Source organism: Acinetobacter sp. YH12094, assembly GCF_013419295.1.
In the GTDB taxonomy this organism is placed as follows: Bacteria; Pseudomonadota; Gammaproteobacteria; order Pseudomonadales; family Moraxellaceae; genus Acinetobacter; species Acinetobacter amyesii.
The window spans coordinates 77,254-95,020 of sequence record NZ_VPAK01000003.1 but is presented as its reverse complement, the minus strand read 5'-3'; the positions used below and the strand labels follow the sequence as shown (position 1 = coordinate 95,020).

Sequence of the window (17,767 nt, the reverse complement as noted above, 5' to 3'; positions counted from 1 at the left end):
ATGGTAGAGCTTGAAGAACAACTTATTCAAAAATATGAAAATATCTTACTAAAAGCACAACAGTATAAAACTCCTGAAAGAGAGATGACAATTTTTGATACAGCCTTAAAAAGTCATCATGAAAATCCGATTACAGAACTGATTGCATTCTTTCTAGATCCAAATGAAAAACACAGCCTAAATTCAGGTTTTTATGATGGGTTTATCGAAGCTATCAAACAAAATGAAAAATATTCTGAGTTTGAATTTGGTGAAGTATTAGAGATCGTCACTCAACAAATCACAGATAAAGGAAAATTTATTGATCTATGGTTAGAAACGGATACAGCTTTAATCGTAGTAGAAGTTAAAGTTTATCACACACAAAATAACCCATTTAAAGAGTATTTAAGTTGGGCAAATAAAAAACTTAAAGATATCAATAAAATAAAACAAGAAACAGGTATTGAAAAGAAACTTGTTCCTTTAGTTTTTAGTCCAAATGGCTACACAAATATAGAAGGTTGGCTTGGGCTGTCATATTCAGATTTTACAACCCAATTAAAACAAACACTAGGAATGCAAATTATTAATAATCCTTTAAATAAATGGGGAGTTTTTGCACGAGATTTTTTACTACATTTAGATAGTTTTAATGAATCATTGGAAACAGATATGGAAAGCTTAAAATTTGTTATTGATAACATGCAAAAAATACAAGAACTCGTTGATCTACGAGAAAATGTTTATCAAGAAATCATTGACCATGTAAATAATGCCTTACAGATAGCTTTAGGCGAAGAATATGAGCCTTATGTAAGAAGACATACTTGGAATGGTACACCTGCTCTTAGATTCATTGGAAATAATTGGAAGGATTGGTCAGATACGGTTTTAAATCTACATATCAATACATCACCAATGGGTTGCAGTATCAATATGTATATTCAAAATCCAACAGATGAAATTATGAAAAACGTAAAAATACAGCTTAAGAAAAACCCTTACCCTATCGAAAAAGAATGGTACGAAGGAAAAAATAATCAATACTGGGGAATATCTTGGAAATTTAACTTATTCGATCTACATGATGTAACAAAACTCATTGTGTTCACTCAAAAAATTTTAAATCGTGTCGAAACTGAGTGGAAATAATTCTTTATATCTAATGCGTATCAGAGCAAAAAATGACAGTACAAAGCGAAGCACAACTTGAAAATGAACTTATTACACAGCTCAATGGCTTGGGCTATGCCAATGTCACCATTAAAGATGAAGCCGCTTTACTGTCAAACCTAAAAGCACAAATTGAACGTGCCAATGCACTTCCTCCCCTATCAAATGCTGAATGGAAGCAAGTCATTAGCCATTTGAATACTGGCACAGTCTTTGAACGGGCTAAAAATTTACGTGACTTATTCCCTGTCAAATTTGACGATGGTTCTAGTGGTCATATCTTTTTTTTATCTGATGACGCAACCAAGAACAAATACCAAGTCACCAATCAAATCACCATCGACCATCGTGATCACAATGGGCGTACCAGTCGCTTTGATGTCACGCTTTTGGTCAATGGCTTGCCATTGGTACAGATTGAACTTAAAAAGCGTGGTATGGAGATTGCAGAGGCATTTAATCAGACACAACGCTATACCCGAGAAGCCTATTGGGCAGGACAAGGGCTGTTTGGTTTTATTCAGCTGTTTGTGATTAGTAACGGTGCCAATACCCGTTATTACTCCAACGGCACCACAGGTATCGAGTTTGCCTTTCCATGGGCGGATGTCCATAACAAACACATCAATGAAATTGTCGACTTTGCCGAAGCTTTTTTCAATCAGCAGCATCTGACCCAAATGCTGACTCAGTACATGGTGCTGCTAGAAACCACCAAAAGCCTGATGGTGCTGCGTCCCTATCAGATTTATGCAGTACATAAAATTGTGGAGCAAGTGCAACACTCCGATCAGAACGGCTATATCTGGCACACTACAGGTTCAGGCAAAACCCTGACCTCATTTAAAGCCAGTCAGATCATCATGCAAATGCCCGATGTTGAAAAGGTCTTGTTTGTGGTCGATCGTAACGACCTCGATACGCAAACCTCACGCGAATTTAATGCTTTTAAAGCCGACAGCGTCGACAGCACCGATAACACATCGACCTTGGTAAAACAGCTCGATCAACGTCATGACAAACTGATTGTGACCACCATACAAAAGCTCAATCGGGCAATAAGCACTGAACGTTATTTAGAATCGATTGATTATCTTAAAAATAAAAAAGTGGTCTTTATTTTTGATGAATGTCATCGCAGTCAATTTGGTGAGACCCATCAGAACATCAAAAAATTCTTCAGCAATGCTCAAATGTTTGGTTTTACCGGTACGCCTATTTTTGAAAAGAACAGCCAAAGCAAAGCAGGTTTAAAACTGACCACAGATTACCTGTTTAATGAATGTTTGCATAAATACGTGATTGTGGATGCCATCCGTGATCGTAACGTCTTGCAGTTCCAGATTGATTATCGTGGCAAATACACCGCCAAAGGCATGGCGACGAATGAAAGTTATGAGGAAGACGTAGAAGGCATCGATACCAAAGAACTGTATGACAACCCACAACGCCTAGAAATGATTGCCCGCTACATTGTCAATATTCACGATACCAAAACTCGTAATCGTGAATTTACCGCAATGTTCTGTGTCAGTTCGGTCGAAACACTGACCCAATATTACGACCTCTTTGAAAAGGTGCAGGCTGAAAAGCAAATTGAAGATGAAGCACAAGGTCGGATATTTAAACCGTTGACCATTGCCACTATCTTTTCCTATGCTGCAAATGAGGCTGTACCGACTGATGACTTAAATGGCTTAATTCATGAAGAAGCCGCAGATATTCCAAGTCAGGTCAATTCATCCAGTCGGGATAAGCTAGATCGCTACATAGCGAATTACAATCGACAGTTTAAAACCAACTACAATTCTGGTGATCAATTTTATGCGTACTACCGCGACATTGCACAGCGCGTAAAAAACAGACAGATTGATATTCTAATCGTGGTCAATATGTTCCTCACGGGCTTTGACTCTAAGCCGTTAAATACCTTGTATGTCGATAAAAACCTAAAATATCATGGCTTGATTCAAGCATTCTCACGCACCAACCGTGTCTATAACGATAAAAAACCATTTGGCAATATCATCTGTTTCCGCAACCTAAAACGTGCAACAGATGAAGCACTGGCACTATTTTCCAATAAAGAAACGACCAAGATTGTACTTGTTCCCAGCTATGCGGAAATCGAACAGGATTACCAAGCAGCGGTGAGCAAATTGTTTGCCTTAACGCCCAATTACCAATCAGTCGATGATCTTGTCACTGAAGAACAGCAACTCGAATTTATTAAAGCTTTCCGTGAAGTGATGCGCTATAACGCGCAATTACAAACTTTTATTGAATACGATCAAGACCAAACACAACTTGATAAGCAGCACTTTGCAAACTTCGCCTCTAAGTATGCTGACCTATGCCGTGCCGTTAGAAAGACCACCAAGAAAGACAAAGTATCGGTACTTGATGATGTCGATTTTCAACTGGATTTACTGCATAGTGATCGCATTAATGTTGGTTATATCATCAACCTCCTACAGCTTGTTGTTGATACGGACTCAGAGGACAAGCGTCAGAAGTACCAAGCGCAAATTTACGATTTAATCAGTAGTGATATTAGCTTGCACGATAAGCAAGACCTCATTCAAAAATTCATTGAAGAAAACATGCCGAAGATGATCAACGGCCAAAGCGTCCAAACGGCTTTTGCTCAGTTCTGGGATGCTGAAAAAGAACAGGCCTATCAGCATCTTTGTAAAGAAGAAAACCTGAAACCAGAAGCCATGAAACAGGTTCTGGAGCATTATGAGTTCACCAAACGCCTACCACGTAAAGAAGAGTTGAAGGACTTACCAAACTATAAGGTTAAGCTGTTTGAACGGGAGAGCATTTTTAGCAATTTGCTGGTCAAGACACGCCAGTTGATTGAGAAGTTTTATACTGGTTTATAAATCAGTAACGCAGAATTTCAATTTGAGATAATTAAATGGAAAGAGTTACACAAGAAGACAAAGAGGAAGTAGCTATATTTCTAAAAGAATATAGCAAAATTAATAATAAATTTATTAAAATTAAATTTATAAGTAATAATCTAAAATTTAAAACTTACCTTAGTAATGAGGAAAAGGATTTCCATGTTGAGAAAATTTATTTATTGTTGGAGGATAAGTCTTTTAAAAAAATATTGGAGTGTGAGTTAAAGCTAAGTGATTTAATTCTTTTTTCTAAAAAATATTATTTCTCAATAAAATATAAGGAAAAACTAGATAGTGGTTTGGTATATAGTGGCACTGAATTGAAAAATTGGCTCAATAAACTTGAGTCAGCAAAAAATAAAATGACAAATTTATTAAATGCATCGCCTCTATCGAAAACTAAGACAACAGTTTTTTATTTAAGTTCAAGCTATGTTAATAAGATTTTGAATTATTTGAGAGAAGAAAAAATAATTGCTGTTATAGATATGGAAATGATAGATGTAAGATTTCATGAACTAAAAGAATATGCAAAAAAATATGATAATAAAGATATTGAAGATTTTTTGGAGTATATGAAAAATAATAATTATATTTCTCCTTTAAGTGGTATGGAAGATGATATAAAAATACCAGAATATAAGTTTTTAAGAAAATATAATGATATTTTACTAAGTGAAAAAATATATAATAAATTAATTGATTATATTGAATTTGTGGATAGTGATCTGCTTGATTTTTTTTACAAGAAAATAGAAACAGAAATATTAAATATGAAATCTCCACGAGTTGATAATACATCGCATAGAACATTCTTTATTAAAAGCATGTGGGATATTGATGGAAAGGCAGAGATTTCCCCAGATAAGAGACCATACAATATAAATATAATTTCTAAATTAATTCAAATTTTTTACACCGACTTAGATGTACTAAGTGATGATGCCGCAAAGGCTAAAGTTAAAGAAATATTAAAAATAAAATAATTTATTTCAATTATTTAGGTTTTTTTTGGAAAAATATTAAAAAAACATAAGGGCTTATAAATTCAAAAAAACCATGATGGCTCTAGCATTGTTATTGGAGCTCACAAATGCTTTTGAAGATTAAAGATGTTTGCCGTATTCTAAAAATTAGTAGAAATACGCTATATAACTTGCAACAAAAAGATTCTTCATTTCCAAAGCCAATAAAATTTGGAGATAAAAAACAAGCTCGTGTTTTTTATCGTGAAATCGAAATTAAAGAATGGGTTTTAAGTTTGAATCCTTCAGATTCTGAGCTGGAGGGCGGAAAATGAATTCAAAATATTCAAACAATACAAGCATAGCTGTTGAAGAAGCAGAAAGCACAAATGCTGCTGATTACTTTGAATATGATTCAATGGTAATTCAGGAGGGGACTGAAACAGCAAATGCTATGAATAGGATTTATGGCCTACTGCCTAAAGAATTCAAAAGGGCTACTAGAAATTTAGAGAACTATCCGAATCTTGAGGACATGCCAGTTATACCGTTGAGAAATTTAAATGGTGAAATTATTGGATTACGATTCATAAATTTAATTAAAGGTAATGAAATAAATATTGGGAATGGTAATATCATTTTTAATGAAAAAAGTAAGTCAGTGCTTTTAGTAACGGAAGATAGCCAAACTGCTTATAAACTATCAGACTCAAAATACAAAATATTATTAGTAAATAATTTAAGTCAAAATAAAGCTCAGCAGATTAAAGAAAAATTTAATGAGGTTTGTATTGTTACTACTTGTGATCATGTGAGGGATCTAAAAAGGCGTCTTGTTAGTTTAAATATTAAAATTATTGGTTTATCTCTACCTGTAGACTCTTTTACATGTACCAAAGAATTAGAGAATGAAATAAATAATCTTATTCTTAGCACTCAATTAATAGATTGGAAAGTTCCACAACCAATCAGAGCAGAATTACTACCTGTAAAAAAGCTTACTAAAAGTATGTTGCCAATGGATCTTGCTGATTATGTTTTTGACGAGGCAGAGCGTGCAGATAAAATGCCAGTAGATTTTGTTGCAGTCTCGTTATTGTCATCACTAGGTTCGGTGCTAGGTACAAAAGTGACAATTAAACCCAAGCCTCTCGGAGATTGGAGTGTGATGACAAATCTATGGAGTGCTGTAGTCGGCACACCTAGTATGAAGAAATCTCCAGCTTATGAAGCAGGACTTCGTCCAATTTCACAACTAATAGATAAGGCAAAAGAAAATAGTAAGTGCAAAGATTCTGATAAGAAATCAGATATAAGATTGATAAATCAAGAATTTAAAGACTTAACTGAAGATTTAATTATTAAGATGCGAGCTGAAAAATTATCTGCGGAGCAGGAACTTAAAGAGCTAAAAAAAGAACTTACCAAAATAAAAGATGAAATTGAGCGAGAAGAGCTATTTTTAAAAATTGCTAAGCAAGAGCTTAGAATTGAAGCCAATAAAAAAAATGAAGTAGCTAATAATGAGGATATACCAGAAAAGCGGTATAAAACTGATGATACAACAATAGAAGCTTTATCAGACTTGGAAGTAAATAATCCAAATGGAATTTTAGTATTCCGTGATGAGCTTGTTGGATTATTTGCATTTCTTGAAAAAGATGGTGGATTATGCAAACCTTTCTTTCTCGAAGGCTGGAATGGGACGGGATCATATCAAGTTGATCGAATTGGGAGAGGACCGCAATTTATTCCAAATCATTGCTTAACCGTCATGGGAGGAATTCAACCTGATAAATTAATTAAATATCTAGAACCTGCAATAAAAGGCTTGGGCAATGATGGGTTTATACAGCGCTTCCAATTGCTTGTGTACCCTGATGCTGAAACTTGGGAGTATGTTGACCGAATACCAGATAAAGATGCACGAAGCGCGGTTTATACAATATTTGAAAGTATGGATAAACTTAATGAAGTTTCTCTTTGTGGTATTGGTGCTAATAGTTCGGATAATGAAAACAAGAGACCTTATTTTATATTTTCAGACGAAGCTCAAAATATTTTCAAGGAATGGATGACTTTACTTCATAAGGAAAAAATACCTAAAGAAGATCATCCGATAATCCAAGAGCATTTATCTAAATATCCAAAACTTTTGGCAGGGTTAGCATTACTGTTTCATGTTATCGATGCTATTAATTTAGGTAGTGTCGGCGGAGTTAGTAAGAGAGCTATTGAAATGGCAATAGAGTGGTGTGAATATTTAGAAAGTCATGCAAGAAGAATTTATGGACTTGTACTACATTCTTCTAACTTTAGAGCAAGTACATTAGCTAACAAATTGAAAAAACTTCCAGAGTCAGATAAATGGCGTACAGACGGTTTTAGTGCAAGAGAGCTATTTCGTAAAAATTGGAAATCATTAACAGACATGCAGAATATATATGAAGCCGTAGATATCTTAAATGATGCATGTTGGGTACACGTTGAAGAGGTTGAGGCGACAGTAAAAGGTGGACGACCAACAAAACGCTATTGGATAAATCCAAAAATTTACGAAATGAGCTGAAATGGCACTGACAAAACTGACAGAACATAGTTTTGTCAGTTTTGTCAGTTAGGATATTAAGCAATTATATAAATCATAAAACTAAAAAATTTCTATATATGCAATTATTAGCAGAATGGAATTGATTCAAGGTATTATTGATCTAGGTGAAATTAATTTTTTACAAAAAACAACAAAAATAACCTATGTATCCAAGTTTGTATCTTTTTTACTTTATTGAAATAATTTTTCTTTAAAACAATGATTTAAGTTAGAGTATGGTAATGTGTGGGCCCACCAATTTTTTGTAATCATATGCTCAACTTTGCAATGATTTAATATATAAACCCATGAATTATAATGATTCATGGGTTTTTTATTTCTTTTTTTCAATATGCTGCACTGTAATATAGAAAGCTTTTCTTTATAGGATTTGTGATCTATATAATTTAACTTCACTTTACTTTTAAATGGCTAAAAATTAAGTATAAAAATCAAGATTTAATAACACGAAAATAAGTATCTAACCGATAAGTCGTAAATGCATCAACGATGTACGGGTCATCTTCCGCGACTTGACATTCATACTCCACACTCTGAAGCCATTTAGGTTGTGTATCAAAAGGGCTTTGTTGCACAAAGATTTGAAATGCAAAGCGCCCCTAACTGAGCCAAATTTAAGGCGTAACTTGGGTAAGTGGTCGACCTAATTCCGTAAATCTGTTGAGGACTGCTACACGTGTATGTATCGCATTTCACTTGGCTATCAAAACTCCTTGCACTGAGTTTATCTCCTAATAATTTAATACAGTGCATCTTAGTTTCAACCAAACTTCACCGATGATAGCCTGACCATTTTTCCATAGTGTCCTGCCTAAACGTTTAATTGTTCGAAATAATTCATTTCGCTCTAGCGAGCTACTCTTTGTATCTTTCCATGGTTTCGCATTTTTTCTAGGTGCAATCACCGCATGCGCTTGCCGATCTGCAATGACCTGACGGCATTGCTTGGTGTCAAGCTCCATCGGTATAAACAGAGTCAATTTGCTCATGTTGTGGAATCTGATTAAGTAAATCACCAAGCACCTGTGAATCACTGACATTATTGGTTGTGAGCTGAATAGCGCGTATTTGTAGGGTTTTAGCATCTATACCAATATGTAGTTTACGACATTGGCGACGATATTCAGGTCCATGTTTCTTGCGTTTCCATTCGCCCTCACCTAGAAACCTCATGCCTGTAGAGTCTACGAGTAGATGCAGCCCATCGCTACTTTTTTTTGGTAGCTGATTGCAATATCAATATGCTTTTGTCTTCTACAAATGGTGGAATACGAATATCACTGATATTCGGGGCTGTCCAATCTAATCTACAAAGATGAATAAAACTTTCAACAGAGCCAGTGACCATACGTAAAGACAAACGGAATAGAGATTTAATCATCAGACAGCATTGGATAGCAGCATCAGAATAGGTTTGATTTCGACCATGCTTGCCCTTTGGTTGAGCGTACCATTGAGTTTTGGGATCAAACCAAATAGAGATATTTCCTCGATTGATTAATGCTCTGTTATAAGAAGGCCAATTGGTTGTGCGATAGATTTTAGATGTGGACTTATTCATTTGAGAATTATAATGCTGAATAAGCCTTTAACGGTAGATTTGAGCAACAAAGCCCATCTAAACCATTCATGCAAATTGTCATATCAAACAAAGAGGCTGTACGAGTTGACCAGTGTGTTACGCCATGGATCAATTAATCTTGCTTCGGGTTAAGTAAAATTAAGATAATGCTTGCATGACCTTGATGTAAATCTTAGCTGGTAGCCATATTTAGAGTTGACTCAATAAATATAAAAACTTACTTTTTGAGATATTAAATTTGTTTTATTCTTTGATAATATTTAAACAACTCTATAATTTTAAAAAATATGATTAATCGAAAATTCGCTTTTATTTTCCTCTCGAGCCTGACATTAACGGCTTGTGCTAAAACGCCATCAGAGCCACCTGAATCTTATCAAAAGCAAGCCAATCAGAAAGTAACTGATCCAAGTTTACAGAGTGAAATTCATGAGCTTGTCGAGCGCACAAAGAAAAATATGGTGAATGTACAAGGTGGTTCATTTATTATGGGGGATTTCGGCACCATCACCAAAGAACTAGAAAAAACAGCTCCAGATAGTGTGGCAGTAACGAATCCCAAAGGCAATGTCGAGACACCTCCCTACAATAGCTATGTAGGTTATTCATCTGATAAAGATAATAAACCACCGCATAAAGTGGTCTTAGACAGCTTAAAGATGACCAATAATAAAATTACTTTGCAAGATTATTTGATCTATCTCAAGGCCACCAATCAAGTACAACCAGATTATTTAGAAGACTATCCAAAGGAAATTTTTCATAAACTCCCAGCAGGTGCAAATTGGTACAATGCACAAAAGTATTGTCAGTGGTTAGGCAATCAAATGGGGCAAAAAATGGATTTACCGACAGAAGCACAATGGGAATATGCTGCCCGAAACCGTGGACAATACCTTCTCTATGCAACCAATGATGGCACCATGAAAAATGGGGTAAATATTGCAAGCTATGAACAACTCAAAACCAATTCTGTTAAATATGGGTATAATAATTATGGACATCTTCCTATATTAGGAAAAGTATCACCAAATCCTTTGGGAATCTACGATATGGTGACAAATAATACTGAATGGGTCAGAGATTGGTATAGCGAAAACTACTATGCAGAGTCACCTGTTAAGAATCCACAAGGCCCTAAAGATGGCACAGAAAAAGTCTTGCGCAGCTCCTTTCCACAAGGTGGTGATAATGCTGCTGGTGGTGATGGCATGAATATTTACCGTCAAAAAGCCCCTCCATCCGCTATGTTCAAAGAGCATGGCAATACTATTGATGGAAGCCAAGATACCGCATTTCGTTGTATAAATTAATTTAAACTTTATACGTTCCATTTTGGTTATTTGATTCTAGTGAAGTATCAATCATCTCAATATTGCTTACCAACAGTGTATCTCTATCAAAAGGACCCGCTCCAATTCAGCTTTATTTTTTCGTGTTTCGGCTTTCCATATCGGATCTTTATAAACCCAATAATGTTCATGCTAAAATTGAGTATAGTCAGGCGTTTCTGAAAGCTTGATAAAACATCTATAGCCCGTTTGCAACAACGGTACAAAACTCTGCGGCTCACAGACATAATGCTTTATTTTTTCGCATCAAATTGAAATCAATAAATAATAAGCTAATACAATGCTTACGTGACTTTGATGTAGGCGTTAGGTGGTAATCCTCTTCAGCCTATTCCCTTAATTTATATTGAAAAATCGAAAGAGCTTTTTATTTATCCATCATTTTAAACATCGTAAATTCAAAATTATCTTTTGCACTGATTTCTTCTGGCCGCTGTAAATTCATTTTATTTTTTCTTATCACATCATCATGCCAAACAGGCAATGGTTTGATATGCAATAAAATTCTTCGCGCCACAAAGTTACACACATCAAAGGGATAAGAAAACAATGCTGGAACCCAATTATAATGATAAATGATTCGAAATGATTTCCATGTATCTCTCCAACTTTCTTTTGCACCCACGACCTTTTGACAATAGGTTAGTTGGGTAAACGGATCGATGGTACCGTACATAGGATGCGGTTTGGGGTAAAGCTCCTCTGGTCCTTTCATCATAAAATGACAAATAAAAGTCCATAAACCTTGAGTACGAAATATTCCAATCATTGGAAAGCCAATCACAAAGGTATGTTTTAGGATGCCGTCTTCGATGATATGTGCCCGAAGCTCTCGTAATGGAATGCCAGACAACCCAAAACTACTGCCCATAATATAAACTACATCTGTCCATTTCTTTTCTATATATTCTTGATCATTAATATAGAAAAAAACTTTACCTGTTTTTCTATTAAAAAGAACAGGCTTACAAATAGGTTGTTTATGATCGTATTTAAAATATGGGCTAAGAAAAGCGTAGAGAATTAAAAAAATCATAAATACAGCAATTAACACAAATAAAGCTGTTTCAGCAAAATTAATATAATCATCAAAAAATGGAGATATCCCTAAATATAAAGCCAATAAAATAATTGGCAATGAGAGAAATAATGGGCTGATGGCCTTTCCAAGTCGTGCATAGGATTGATCAATCAATTCAATAAAATCATCATTCATTTTTAAGAATGACCAATTATGATTTCTTTTAGAATCATTATCTGTCGTCATTAAAATATCTCCTTCTTCTAATTGAGAAAAAGGAACATCTTGTTTAAATACATCATAGCCAAAGACATGTTTTTTGATTTTACTTTTCATACTTACGAAATACCAACTTTAAACCTAATATTTGTTCTTCAATCGTTTGGAATCTTGATATACTCTGATCTGTAGATCAGCAAAAATTTACAAATCCATTTTTGGATATCATTATCTTGCTTGGGCAGAATATGTAATTAAAGATAAAATAGACTTTTTCATTTCTTATCAGAATAATCCTCAGGATAAGGATCATCTTTAATAACTTTTCGATAATCATAAATAGATTCTAAAATTAATTTCTCTGATGTATCTTCATGTCGTGCAGTAAATAGATATATTTCTTGAGGATGTTTAAAGCCATACAAGTCAAAAATTTGTTCTGAGTTTTCACTGAGATATATTAATGAATTTGCAGAACTTTTTATAATGTATATAAAAATAAAATATAAGATAAAATACCCAAAAAACCAAATTGAGATATTTTCAACTGAATAATCTCCAGGTAAAATAATCCAAATAAAAATAGTAGTCAAAACAGCTAAGGCGAACCAAATATAGCCTCCTTTCTTAACCGACGAATGAAACTTTTTCACAGATGACCCCATTCCAATCTGCATATGCAGTAAACCTGTTTTTGGACTAAGTACTGAATATAATTCATATACATTGGGTTCAATTTGCTTAGCAATACAAATGACATATTCATTTGCTGCTAACAATGCACGGTGAAACTGACCCACACAGACTTTGCCCTCTATGTTCATCACCACAGTTTGGATATGTAAACGGCTTTGCGTGGCTAAAAAAACTGTTTGTGCCCCCAATGAAACACTACCCGCAACTGTACTTAAAATCGCTGAAGACTTAATTAAATTATCTCCTGCTCCCCCCAAAGTATTTAACACACCATTATGGATTTCTAACGCTTCAATACGACCTTCAAATTTCACCAAATCATATAAATACATTAATTTTTCTTTTCTTGTTCTGCTATATAAACTTCAGGGTAAGGATCATCATCAATCGCTCTACGGTATTCATAAACCGATTCTAATATTAATTTTGCATTATCATCTTGATGTCGAGCCGTCAGCAAATAAATCTCTTTTGGATTTTTAAATCCATACATCTTAAAAACTTGTTCTGACTTTTCATTCATATGGCGTAATGAATTAAATGCATTTTTAACAATAAACATAAAAATAAAATAAAATACTAGCTACAGCTAAAATTAAAAACATTTCCTGGGTAAGATCACCATTAAATATAAAAATTAAAAAAACTCCAATAACACTAATTGCATACCAGACTATTCCACCTTTCATCATTGACTTATATGCAGGTTTATCGGCTGCACCCATACCCATTTGCATATGCAGTAAACCTGTTTTTGGACTAAGCACTGAACATAACTCATATACATTGGGTTCAATTTGCTTAGCAATACAAATGACATATTCATTTGCTGCTAACAATGCACGGTGAAACTGACCTACACAGACTTTGCCTTCTATGTTCATCACCACAGTTTGTATATGTAAACGGCTCTGTGTGGCTAAAAAAACCGTTTGTGCACCCAATGAAACACTACCAGCCACTGTACTTAAAATCGCTGAAGACTTGATTAAGTTATCCCCTGCTCCCCCCAAAGTATTTAACACACCATTATGGATTTCTAGCGCTTCAATACGACCTTCAAATTTCACCAAATCATGCATAATCAAACACTCACTACCGCTTTTACAAATTCTTGATATTCTTCATCTTCATTTTTAAAAGGGGTCTCTTTACTATTCGCTTTCCTGAAAGGTGTTTTTTGACACCAATCTTCTAAAGCATCGTCAGACCCATTTTTTAGTTCTATTTCAACAGCAACCAGACTTAATGTTATTACATTCAAACCAGCAATCACACGTACACTCATTAAAAAGCCATGACTGCATGTTGCGAAAGTTTTGTTGTCACATTTTTAAGTACAGCTGAACCCAGATGTGGCGCAACAGCACTAACAAGAAGACCAATCTGTCCAACGGTAAGTGCTAACTTGATAAAAATCTACCTGACAACTAAATTGGTCCGCATATAACAAAGCTTTCATCAAGCGAAGAAATATTTCAATCTGGTTTGATCCTAAGACCCAATGGTATGCGTAACCACAAAGTTAGCACGGACGAAATCAAACTTATTCCGATACAGCGATTCAATGCTGTTTTAATGATCAAATCTCTATTCCACCTTACTTTACGCATGGTCACAGGCTTTGCTATAGCCTGATTAAACTCTGTGGCTGAGCAGCCCCGAATATCAGTGATATTCGTACTCTACCCTTTGTAGACGACTAAAGCATATGGATATTGTAATAAGCTATCAGAAAAGTCGTAGTGGGTTACACTTACTTGTCGACTCTACGGGTTTAAAATTTTTAGGTGAAGGCGAATGGAAGCGTAAAAAGCATCAGCCTGAATAACGTCGGCAATGGCATAAACTGCATATTGGTATTGATGCTGAAACGCTTCAAAGACGTGCTGTTCAGCTTACGAAAAATAATGTCAGTGATTCACAAGTACTTAGTGATTTTCTGGAACAAATACCACTAGATGAGGGAATAGATTCTGTCTATACCAATGGGGCGTACGACACGAAGTGCTGCAGACAAGTGAATTTAGATCGTCAAGCACATGCAGTGATTCCACCTAAGAAAAATGCAAAGCTATGGAAAGATAAAAAGCTAGCTCGTTAGAGCAAATAAGTTACTTCAAACGGTTAAACATTTAGGCAGAACTCTATGGAAAACTGTCAGGCTATCACCGTCGCAGTTTGGTGGAAACCAAGATGCATTGCATCAAATAATTAGGAGATAAGCTGACGGCAAGACATTTTCAAAGTCAGGTTAATGAAATTTATGCGCGAGTGGCAGTTCTGAATAGGTTTACGGAATTAGGTAGACCTCACACCCAAGTTGTCACTAAATTTAAATGGATTGGGGATAACTCACCCTTTGAAGGTTTATGCATCAAAGCCTTTTACAACAAGGAATAGCCATTTCTGAAACCTGCTCAAGAATATCTAATATTGAAAATCTAAAAAATATCTATTGAGATACAAGCTCAAGACTCAATAACAAAACCACATTAATATCTTTTTACTATTAATTAAACATAATTATTATATAAAATATATGGTATTAATAAATCAACTACGGGGCCTATAAATTTCGGCCAATATTAAGACTCAACCTGTTCAGGCTTTCTTAAGTCCAAATAAAACTCAATAATTGACCAAATAACAATCAAAGCAAACATTGCAACAGCGAATAACACAGCAGTTAAATAAATCATGCTTGAGTTCTCCGTTAGAAAACGAGTTAAGACCAACAGGTTAAAAGTTTTAACCTACGACAAAAGTCTAATAAGAATTTCTGACGGTGCCTAGCCATATTTAGCAAATTTTTAAGAGTATTTTTATCTATGATGATAGCTTTACCATATAAAATTTAGCCGATTTATTGCTAAAAAGTATCAGTCTTCAATCCCCCTTCTTATTCCGATTTGTAATATATGCACAATTCAGATCAAAGCTCACTTAAATCCTCTTGACTCATGATCCAAACAAGCAGAAATTACACCTTTTTAAAATCACCGTATCACCGACTATGTTGAAAAAGTTTATTGGCGAATCTGCATTTAAATTGGCAGGCTGGAAATACCACGTAGAACCTGATGTTTTAGAAAATAAACAAGTGATCGTCGGCTTTGAACACACCTCAATGATGGATGCTGTTCTTTCATTGGCCCTTTGCCAAATTTACGACATCAAAATTCACACGCTGATTAAAAAAGAACTCTTTAAAGGTCCATTTAAACCTGTTCTTGAAGCGATTGGCGGTATTCCTGTAGACCGTAAAGCCAATAAAGACATAGTGACTCAAATGGTTAAGCATTTTGAAGCTAGCGAAAAATTTAATTTAGTCATTGCTCCAGAAGCGACCCGTGCAGTACGTGGTGAAGCACGAAAACCAATTCGTACAGGCTTTTGGTATATTGCTAAAGCAGCAGGTGTGCCGATTGTATTAATGTATGCCAACTCAAAAACCAAACAAGGTGGTATTTTCGGTAAGATTTACCCGACTGAGCTCGATCACGATTTAGCCTTAATCAAGCAGCTCTATAAAGATAAAGTAGGTTTAGATATCGTGATCCCTGAACCTAAAAATAAACACTAAGCGCAATTCACGTTTTAACGAACTACGTATTTAAAGATATAAATGTATCGTGCTCCACGCATTGTACATTTATATCTTCCTGTTATAACAGGATCAGACTCCCCCTTTTAGCCCGATTCTCATCATAAGAAAAATTACAGTACGGGCGTTTAGACATTTCGCATTATTTTCTCAAATTTGGATATTTTTTTTTCAACTACTCAATTCATGAAATCCAGTACTTTCACACAAAAAAGCCATTATGGTAGAATTTGCTCAATTTGATAGGCATAAGGCCAATCTACAAGGAGCATATTTCGCATGGCGGGTCATTCCAAGTGGGCTAATACTAAGCATCGTAAAGCAAAACAAGATGCAAGCCGCGCTAAAGTATTCACAAAATTTATCCGTGAAATCGTGACAGCTGCACGCTTAGGCGGCGGTGATGTAGCGTCTAACCCACGTTTACGTGCTGTTGTTGAAAAAGCATTAGTTGCAAACATGACACGTGACACCATTAACCGTGCGATCCAACGTGGTGTGGGCGGTGAAGAAAATACCGATCTAAAAGAAGTAACCTACGAAGGATATGGCGTTGGTGGTGTTGCAGTCATCATTGAAACAATGACGGATAACTTAAACCGTACTGTTCCTGACGTTCGTCATTGCTTCTCGAAAACTGATGGTAATTTAGGTACTGCAGGTTCAGTGGCTTATATGTTTACCAAACGTGGTGAGATTACTTTTGAAGATGTTTCTTTAGAAGATCAAATCATGGACATCGCTTTAGAAGCAGGTGCTGAAGACATCGAAGTGGACGAAGAAGAAATTCTAGTTATCACTACACCAGAAACTTTCGGTGAAGTTCAGGATGCACTTGCTGCAGCAGGTCTAAAATCTGATAACGCCGAAGTGGTCATGAACCCTTCAACTAAAGCGTTGATTTCAGATATCGAACAAGCGAAAAAAATCATCAAAATGATTGATATGTTTGAAGATCTAGACGACGTTCAAAACGTGTATACCAACGTTGAATTCACCGATGAAGTAATGGCTGAGTTAGAAGCTCTATAATTCAATCGACTGAAGTATAAAACGCACCCATCGGTGCGTTTTTTATTGCCTAGCTTTCAACTGTTTGAGTTTATATATGAGAGCTGTATTTAAACCTTATTTAACAATCCATTACAGTTAAAAACGTTATATTGCTTAATTACAAAACTTGAATGTAATGCAACCACATGTTCAATTTTACCAATACGTTTGAGTAAAATTTCACTATAATTCTCCATATCACGCGCAACGACTTCAACAATAAAATCTGCCGACTGCCCTGTCACTAAAAATGCATTAATGACTTCTGGAATACTTTCTAATTCTTCTAAAAATTTAGCAAAAGTATCTGTATCATGTTTGCTTAAGGACACCTGTAGCAGCACATGCAAACTAAAGCCCAATTTTTGATAATTAATTTCACGTTTTAGACCACTGATAATATTGTGATCAATCAATTGTTTGATCCGACGATGAACTGAACTGACCGATAAATTCACCCGCTCTGACAGTTCATTTAAATTGACATCTTCATGGGTCAAAATTTCTAAAATTTGTTTATCAAAACGGTCTAGTTCCATCAGTCTACTCCAGCCATTTTTGAAAACAGTGCTGATGATCCAGATTCATCAAACA

The 17,767-nt window shown here is 35.2% G+C and carries 12 protein-coding genes and 3 pseudogenes; 9 read left to right on the top strand and 6 right to left on the bottom strand.

What is annotated here, in order from left to right; all coding sequences use genetic code 11:
- The 5 genes from FTU34_RS02795 (at position 1) to FTU34_RS02775 (ending at position 7,601) form a co-directional block, all read left to right on the top strand.
- On the top strand, positions 1-1,134 hold the full coding sequence (locus FTU34_RS02795; RefSeq protein ID WP_180034657.1) for a PD-(D/E)XK nuclease family protein: 1,134 nt from the start codon (positions 1-3) through the stop codon (positions 1,132-1,134).
- Positions 1,135-1,166: 32 nt separating this feature from the next.
- Positions 1,167-4,043 (top strand): type I restriction endonuclease subunit R, encoded by a 2,877-nt coding sequence (locus tag FTU34_RS02790; protein WP_180034656.1) that lies wholly within the window; start codon positions 1,167-1,169, stop codon positions 4,041-4,043.
- A gap of 35 nt (positions 4,044-4,078) precedes the next feature.
- A complete protein-coding gene (locus FTU34_RS02785) occupies positions 4,079-5,053 on the top strand; it encodes a hypothetical protein (protein WP_168398649.1) in 975 nt (324 codons plus the stop codon).
- Positions 5,054-5,160: 107 nt separating this feature from the next.
- The gene (locus tag FTU34_RS02780; RefSeq protein WP_104500627.1) at positions 5,161-5,367 is read left to right on the top strand and encodes an AlpA family transcriptional regulator; all 207 of its coding nucleotides are present in this window, start codon (positions 5,161-5,163) and stop codon (positions 5,365-5,367) included.
- A complete protein-coding gene (locus tag FTU34_RS02775) occupies positions 5,364-7,601 on the top strand; it encodes a YfjI family protein (protein ID WP_180034655.1) in 2,238 nt (745 codons plus the stop codon). Before FTU34_RS02780 ends, FTU34_RS02775 begins: the two co-directional genes overlap by 4 nt.
- Before the next feature lie 656 nt (positions 7,602-8,257).
- Here FTU34_RS02775 and FTU34_RS02770 read toward each other — a convergent pair.
- Positions 8,258-9,204 (bottom strand): annotated as a pseudogene (locus FTU34_RS02770) (IS5 family transposase).
- Positions 9,205-9,512: 308 nt separating this feature from the next.
- Between FTU34_RS02770 and FTU34_RS02765 the strand changes: the two are divergent.
- On the top strand, positions 9,513-10,538 hold the full coding sequence (locus FTU34_RS02765; protein ID WP_180034654.1) for an SUMF1/EgtB/PvdO family nonheme iron enzyme: 1,026 nt from the start codon (positions 9,513-9,515) through the stop codon (positions 10,536-10,538).
- Between the two features lie 406 nt (positions 10,539-10,944).
- Here the strand turns inward: FTU34_RS02765 and FTU34_RS02760 are convergent, their stop codons facing one another.
- The 4 genes and pseudogenes from FTU34_RS02760 to FTU34_RS02745 form a co-directional block, all read right to left on the bottom strand.
- Complete coding sequence (locus FTU34_RS02760; protein ID WP_180034653.1) at positions 10,945-11,934, bottom strand: hypothetical protein; 990 nt, start codon at positions 11,932-11,934, stop codon at positions 10,945-10,947.
- Positions 11,935-12,092: 158 nt separating this feature from the next.
- On the bottom strand, positions 12,093-12,845 hold the full coding sequence (locus tag FTU34_RS02755; RefSeq protein ID WP_180034652.1) for a putative type VI secretion system effector: 753 nt from the start codon (positions 12,843-12,845) through the stop codon (positions 12,093-12,095).
- A pseudogene (locus FTU34_RS02750) lies at positions 12,845-13,595 on the bottom strand (putative type VI secretion system effector). The gene FTU34_RS02755 and the pseudogene FTU34_RS02750 overlap by 1 nt, the downstream one beginning before the upstream one ends.
- A 2-nt stretch (positions 13,596-13,597) precedes the next feature.
- Positions 13,598-13,801, bottom strand: coding sequence for a hypothetical protein (locus FTU34_RS02745; RefSeq protein ID WP_180034651.1), 204 nt, complete (start codon positions 13,799-13,801; stop codon positions 13,598-13,600).
- 120 nt (positions 13,802-13,921) lie between these two features.
- On the opposite strand from FTU34_RS02745, the pseudogene FTU34_RS02740 reads away from it, so the two are divergent.
- The 3 genes and pseudogenes from FTU34_RS02740 to FTU34_RS02730 all read left to right on the top strand — a co-directional run.
- Positions 13,922-14,844: pseudogene (locus tag FTU34_RS02740) on the top strand (IS5 family transposase); the annotation flags it as partial.
- Positions 14,845-15,529: 685 nt separating this feature from the next.
- A complete protein-coding gene (locus FTU34_RS02735) occupies positions 15,530-16,099 on the top strand; it encodes a 1-acyl-sn-glycerol-3-phosphate acyltransferase (RefSeq protein WP_180034650.1) in 570 nt (189 codons plus the stop codon).
- Between the two features lie 300 nt (positions 16,100-16,399).
- Positions 16,400-17,152, top strand: a complete 753-nt coding sequence (locus FTU34_RS02730) for a YebC/PmpR family DNA-binding transcriptional regulator (protein WP_180034649.1) — start codon at positions 16,400-16,402, stop codon at positions 17,150-17,152.
- Positions 17,153-17,241: 89 nt separating this feature from the next.
- On the opposite strand, the gene FTU34_RS02725 is transcribed toward FTU34_RS02730, so the two are convergent.
- Positions 17,242-17,712 carry an Lrp/AsnC family transcriptional regulator gene (locus FTU34_RS02725; protein ID WP_067763303.1) on the bottom strand — a complete coding sequence of 157 codons (471 nt, stop codon included), beginning with the start codon at positions 17,710-17,712 and terminating at the stop codon, positions 17,242-17,244.
- Positions 17,713-17,767 lie beyond the last annotated feature (55 nt).

Bases quoted from the DNA above. Each gene is read 5' to 3' on its own strand.
- FTU34_RS02745 (WP_180034651.1), bottom strand. From the start codon at position 13,801: ATGAGTGTACGTGTGATTGCTGGTTTGAATGTAATAACATTAAGTCTG.
- FTU34_RS02735 (WP_180034650.1), top strand. From the start codon at position 15,530: ATGTTGAAAAAGTTTATTGGCGAATCTGCATTTAAATTGGCAGGCTGG.
- FTU34_RS02790 (WP_180034656.1), top strand. From the start codon at position 1,167: ATGACAGTACAAAGCGAAGCACAACTTGAAAATGAACTTATTACACAG.
- FTU34_RS02775 (WP_180034655.1), top strand. From the start codon at position 5,364: ATGAATTCAAAATATTCAAACAATACAAGCATAGCTGTTGAAGAAGCA.
- FTU34_RS02755 (WP_180034652.1), bottom strand. From the start codon at position 12,845: ATGTATTTATATGATTTGGTGAAATTTGAAGGTCGTATTGAAGCGTTA.
- FTU34_RS02725 (WP_067763303.1), bottom strand. From the start codon at position 17,712: ATGGAACTAGACCGTTTTGATAAACAAATTTTAGAAATTTTGACCCAT.
- FTU34_RS02760 (WP_180034653.1), bottom strand. From the start codon at position 11,934: ATGAAAAGTAAAATCAAAAAACATGTCTTTGGCTATGATGTATTTAAA.
- FTU34_RS02795 (WP_180034657.1), top strand. From the start codon at position 1: ATGGTAGAGCTTGAAGAACAACTTATTCAAAAATATGAAAATATCTTA.
- FTU34_RS02780 (WP_104500627.1), top strand. From the start codon at position 5,161: ATGCTTTTGAAGATTAAAGATGTTTGCCGTATTCTAAAAATTAGTAGA.
- FTU34_RS02765 (WP_180034654.1), top strand. From the start codon at position 9,513: ATGATTAATCGAAAATTCGCTTTTATTTTCCTCTCGAGCCTGACATTA.
- FTU34_RS02785 (WP_168398649.1), top strand. From the start codon at position 4,079: ATGGAAAGAGTTACACAAGAAGACAAAGAGGAAGTAGCTATATTTCTA.
- FTU34_RS02730 (WP_180034649.1), top strand. From the start codon at position 16,400: ATGGCGGGTCATTCCAAGTGGGCTAATACTAAGCATCGTAAAGCAAAA.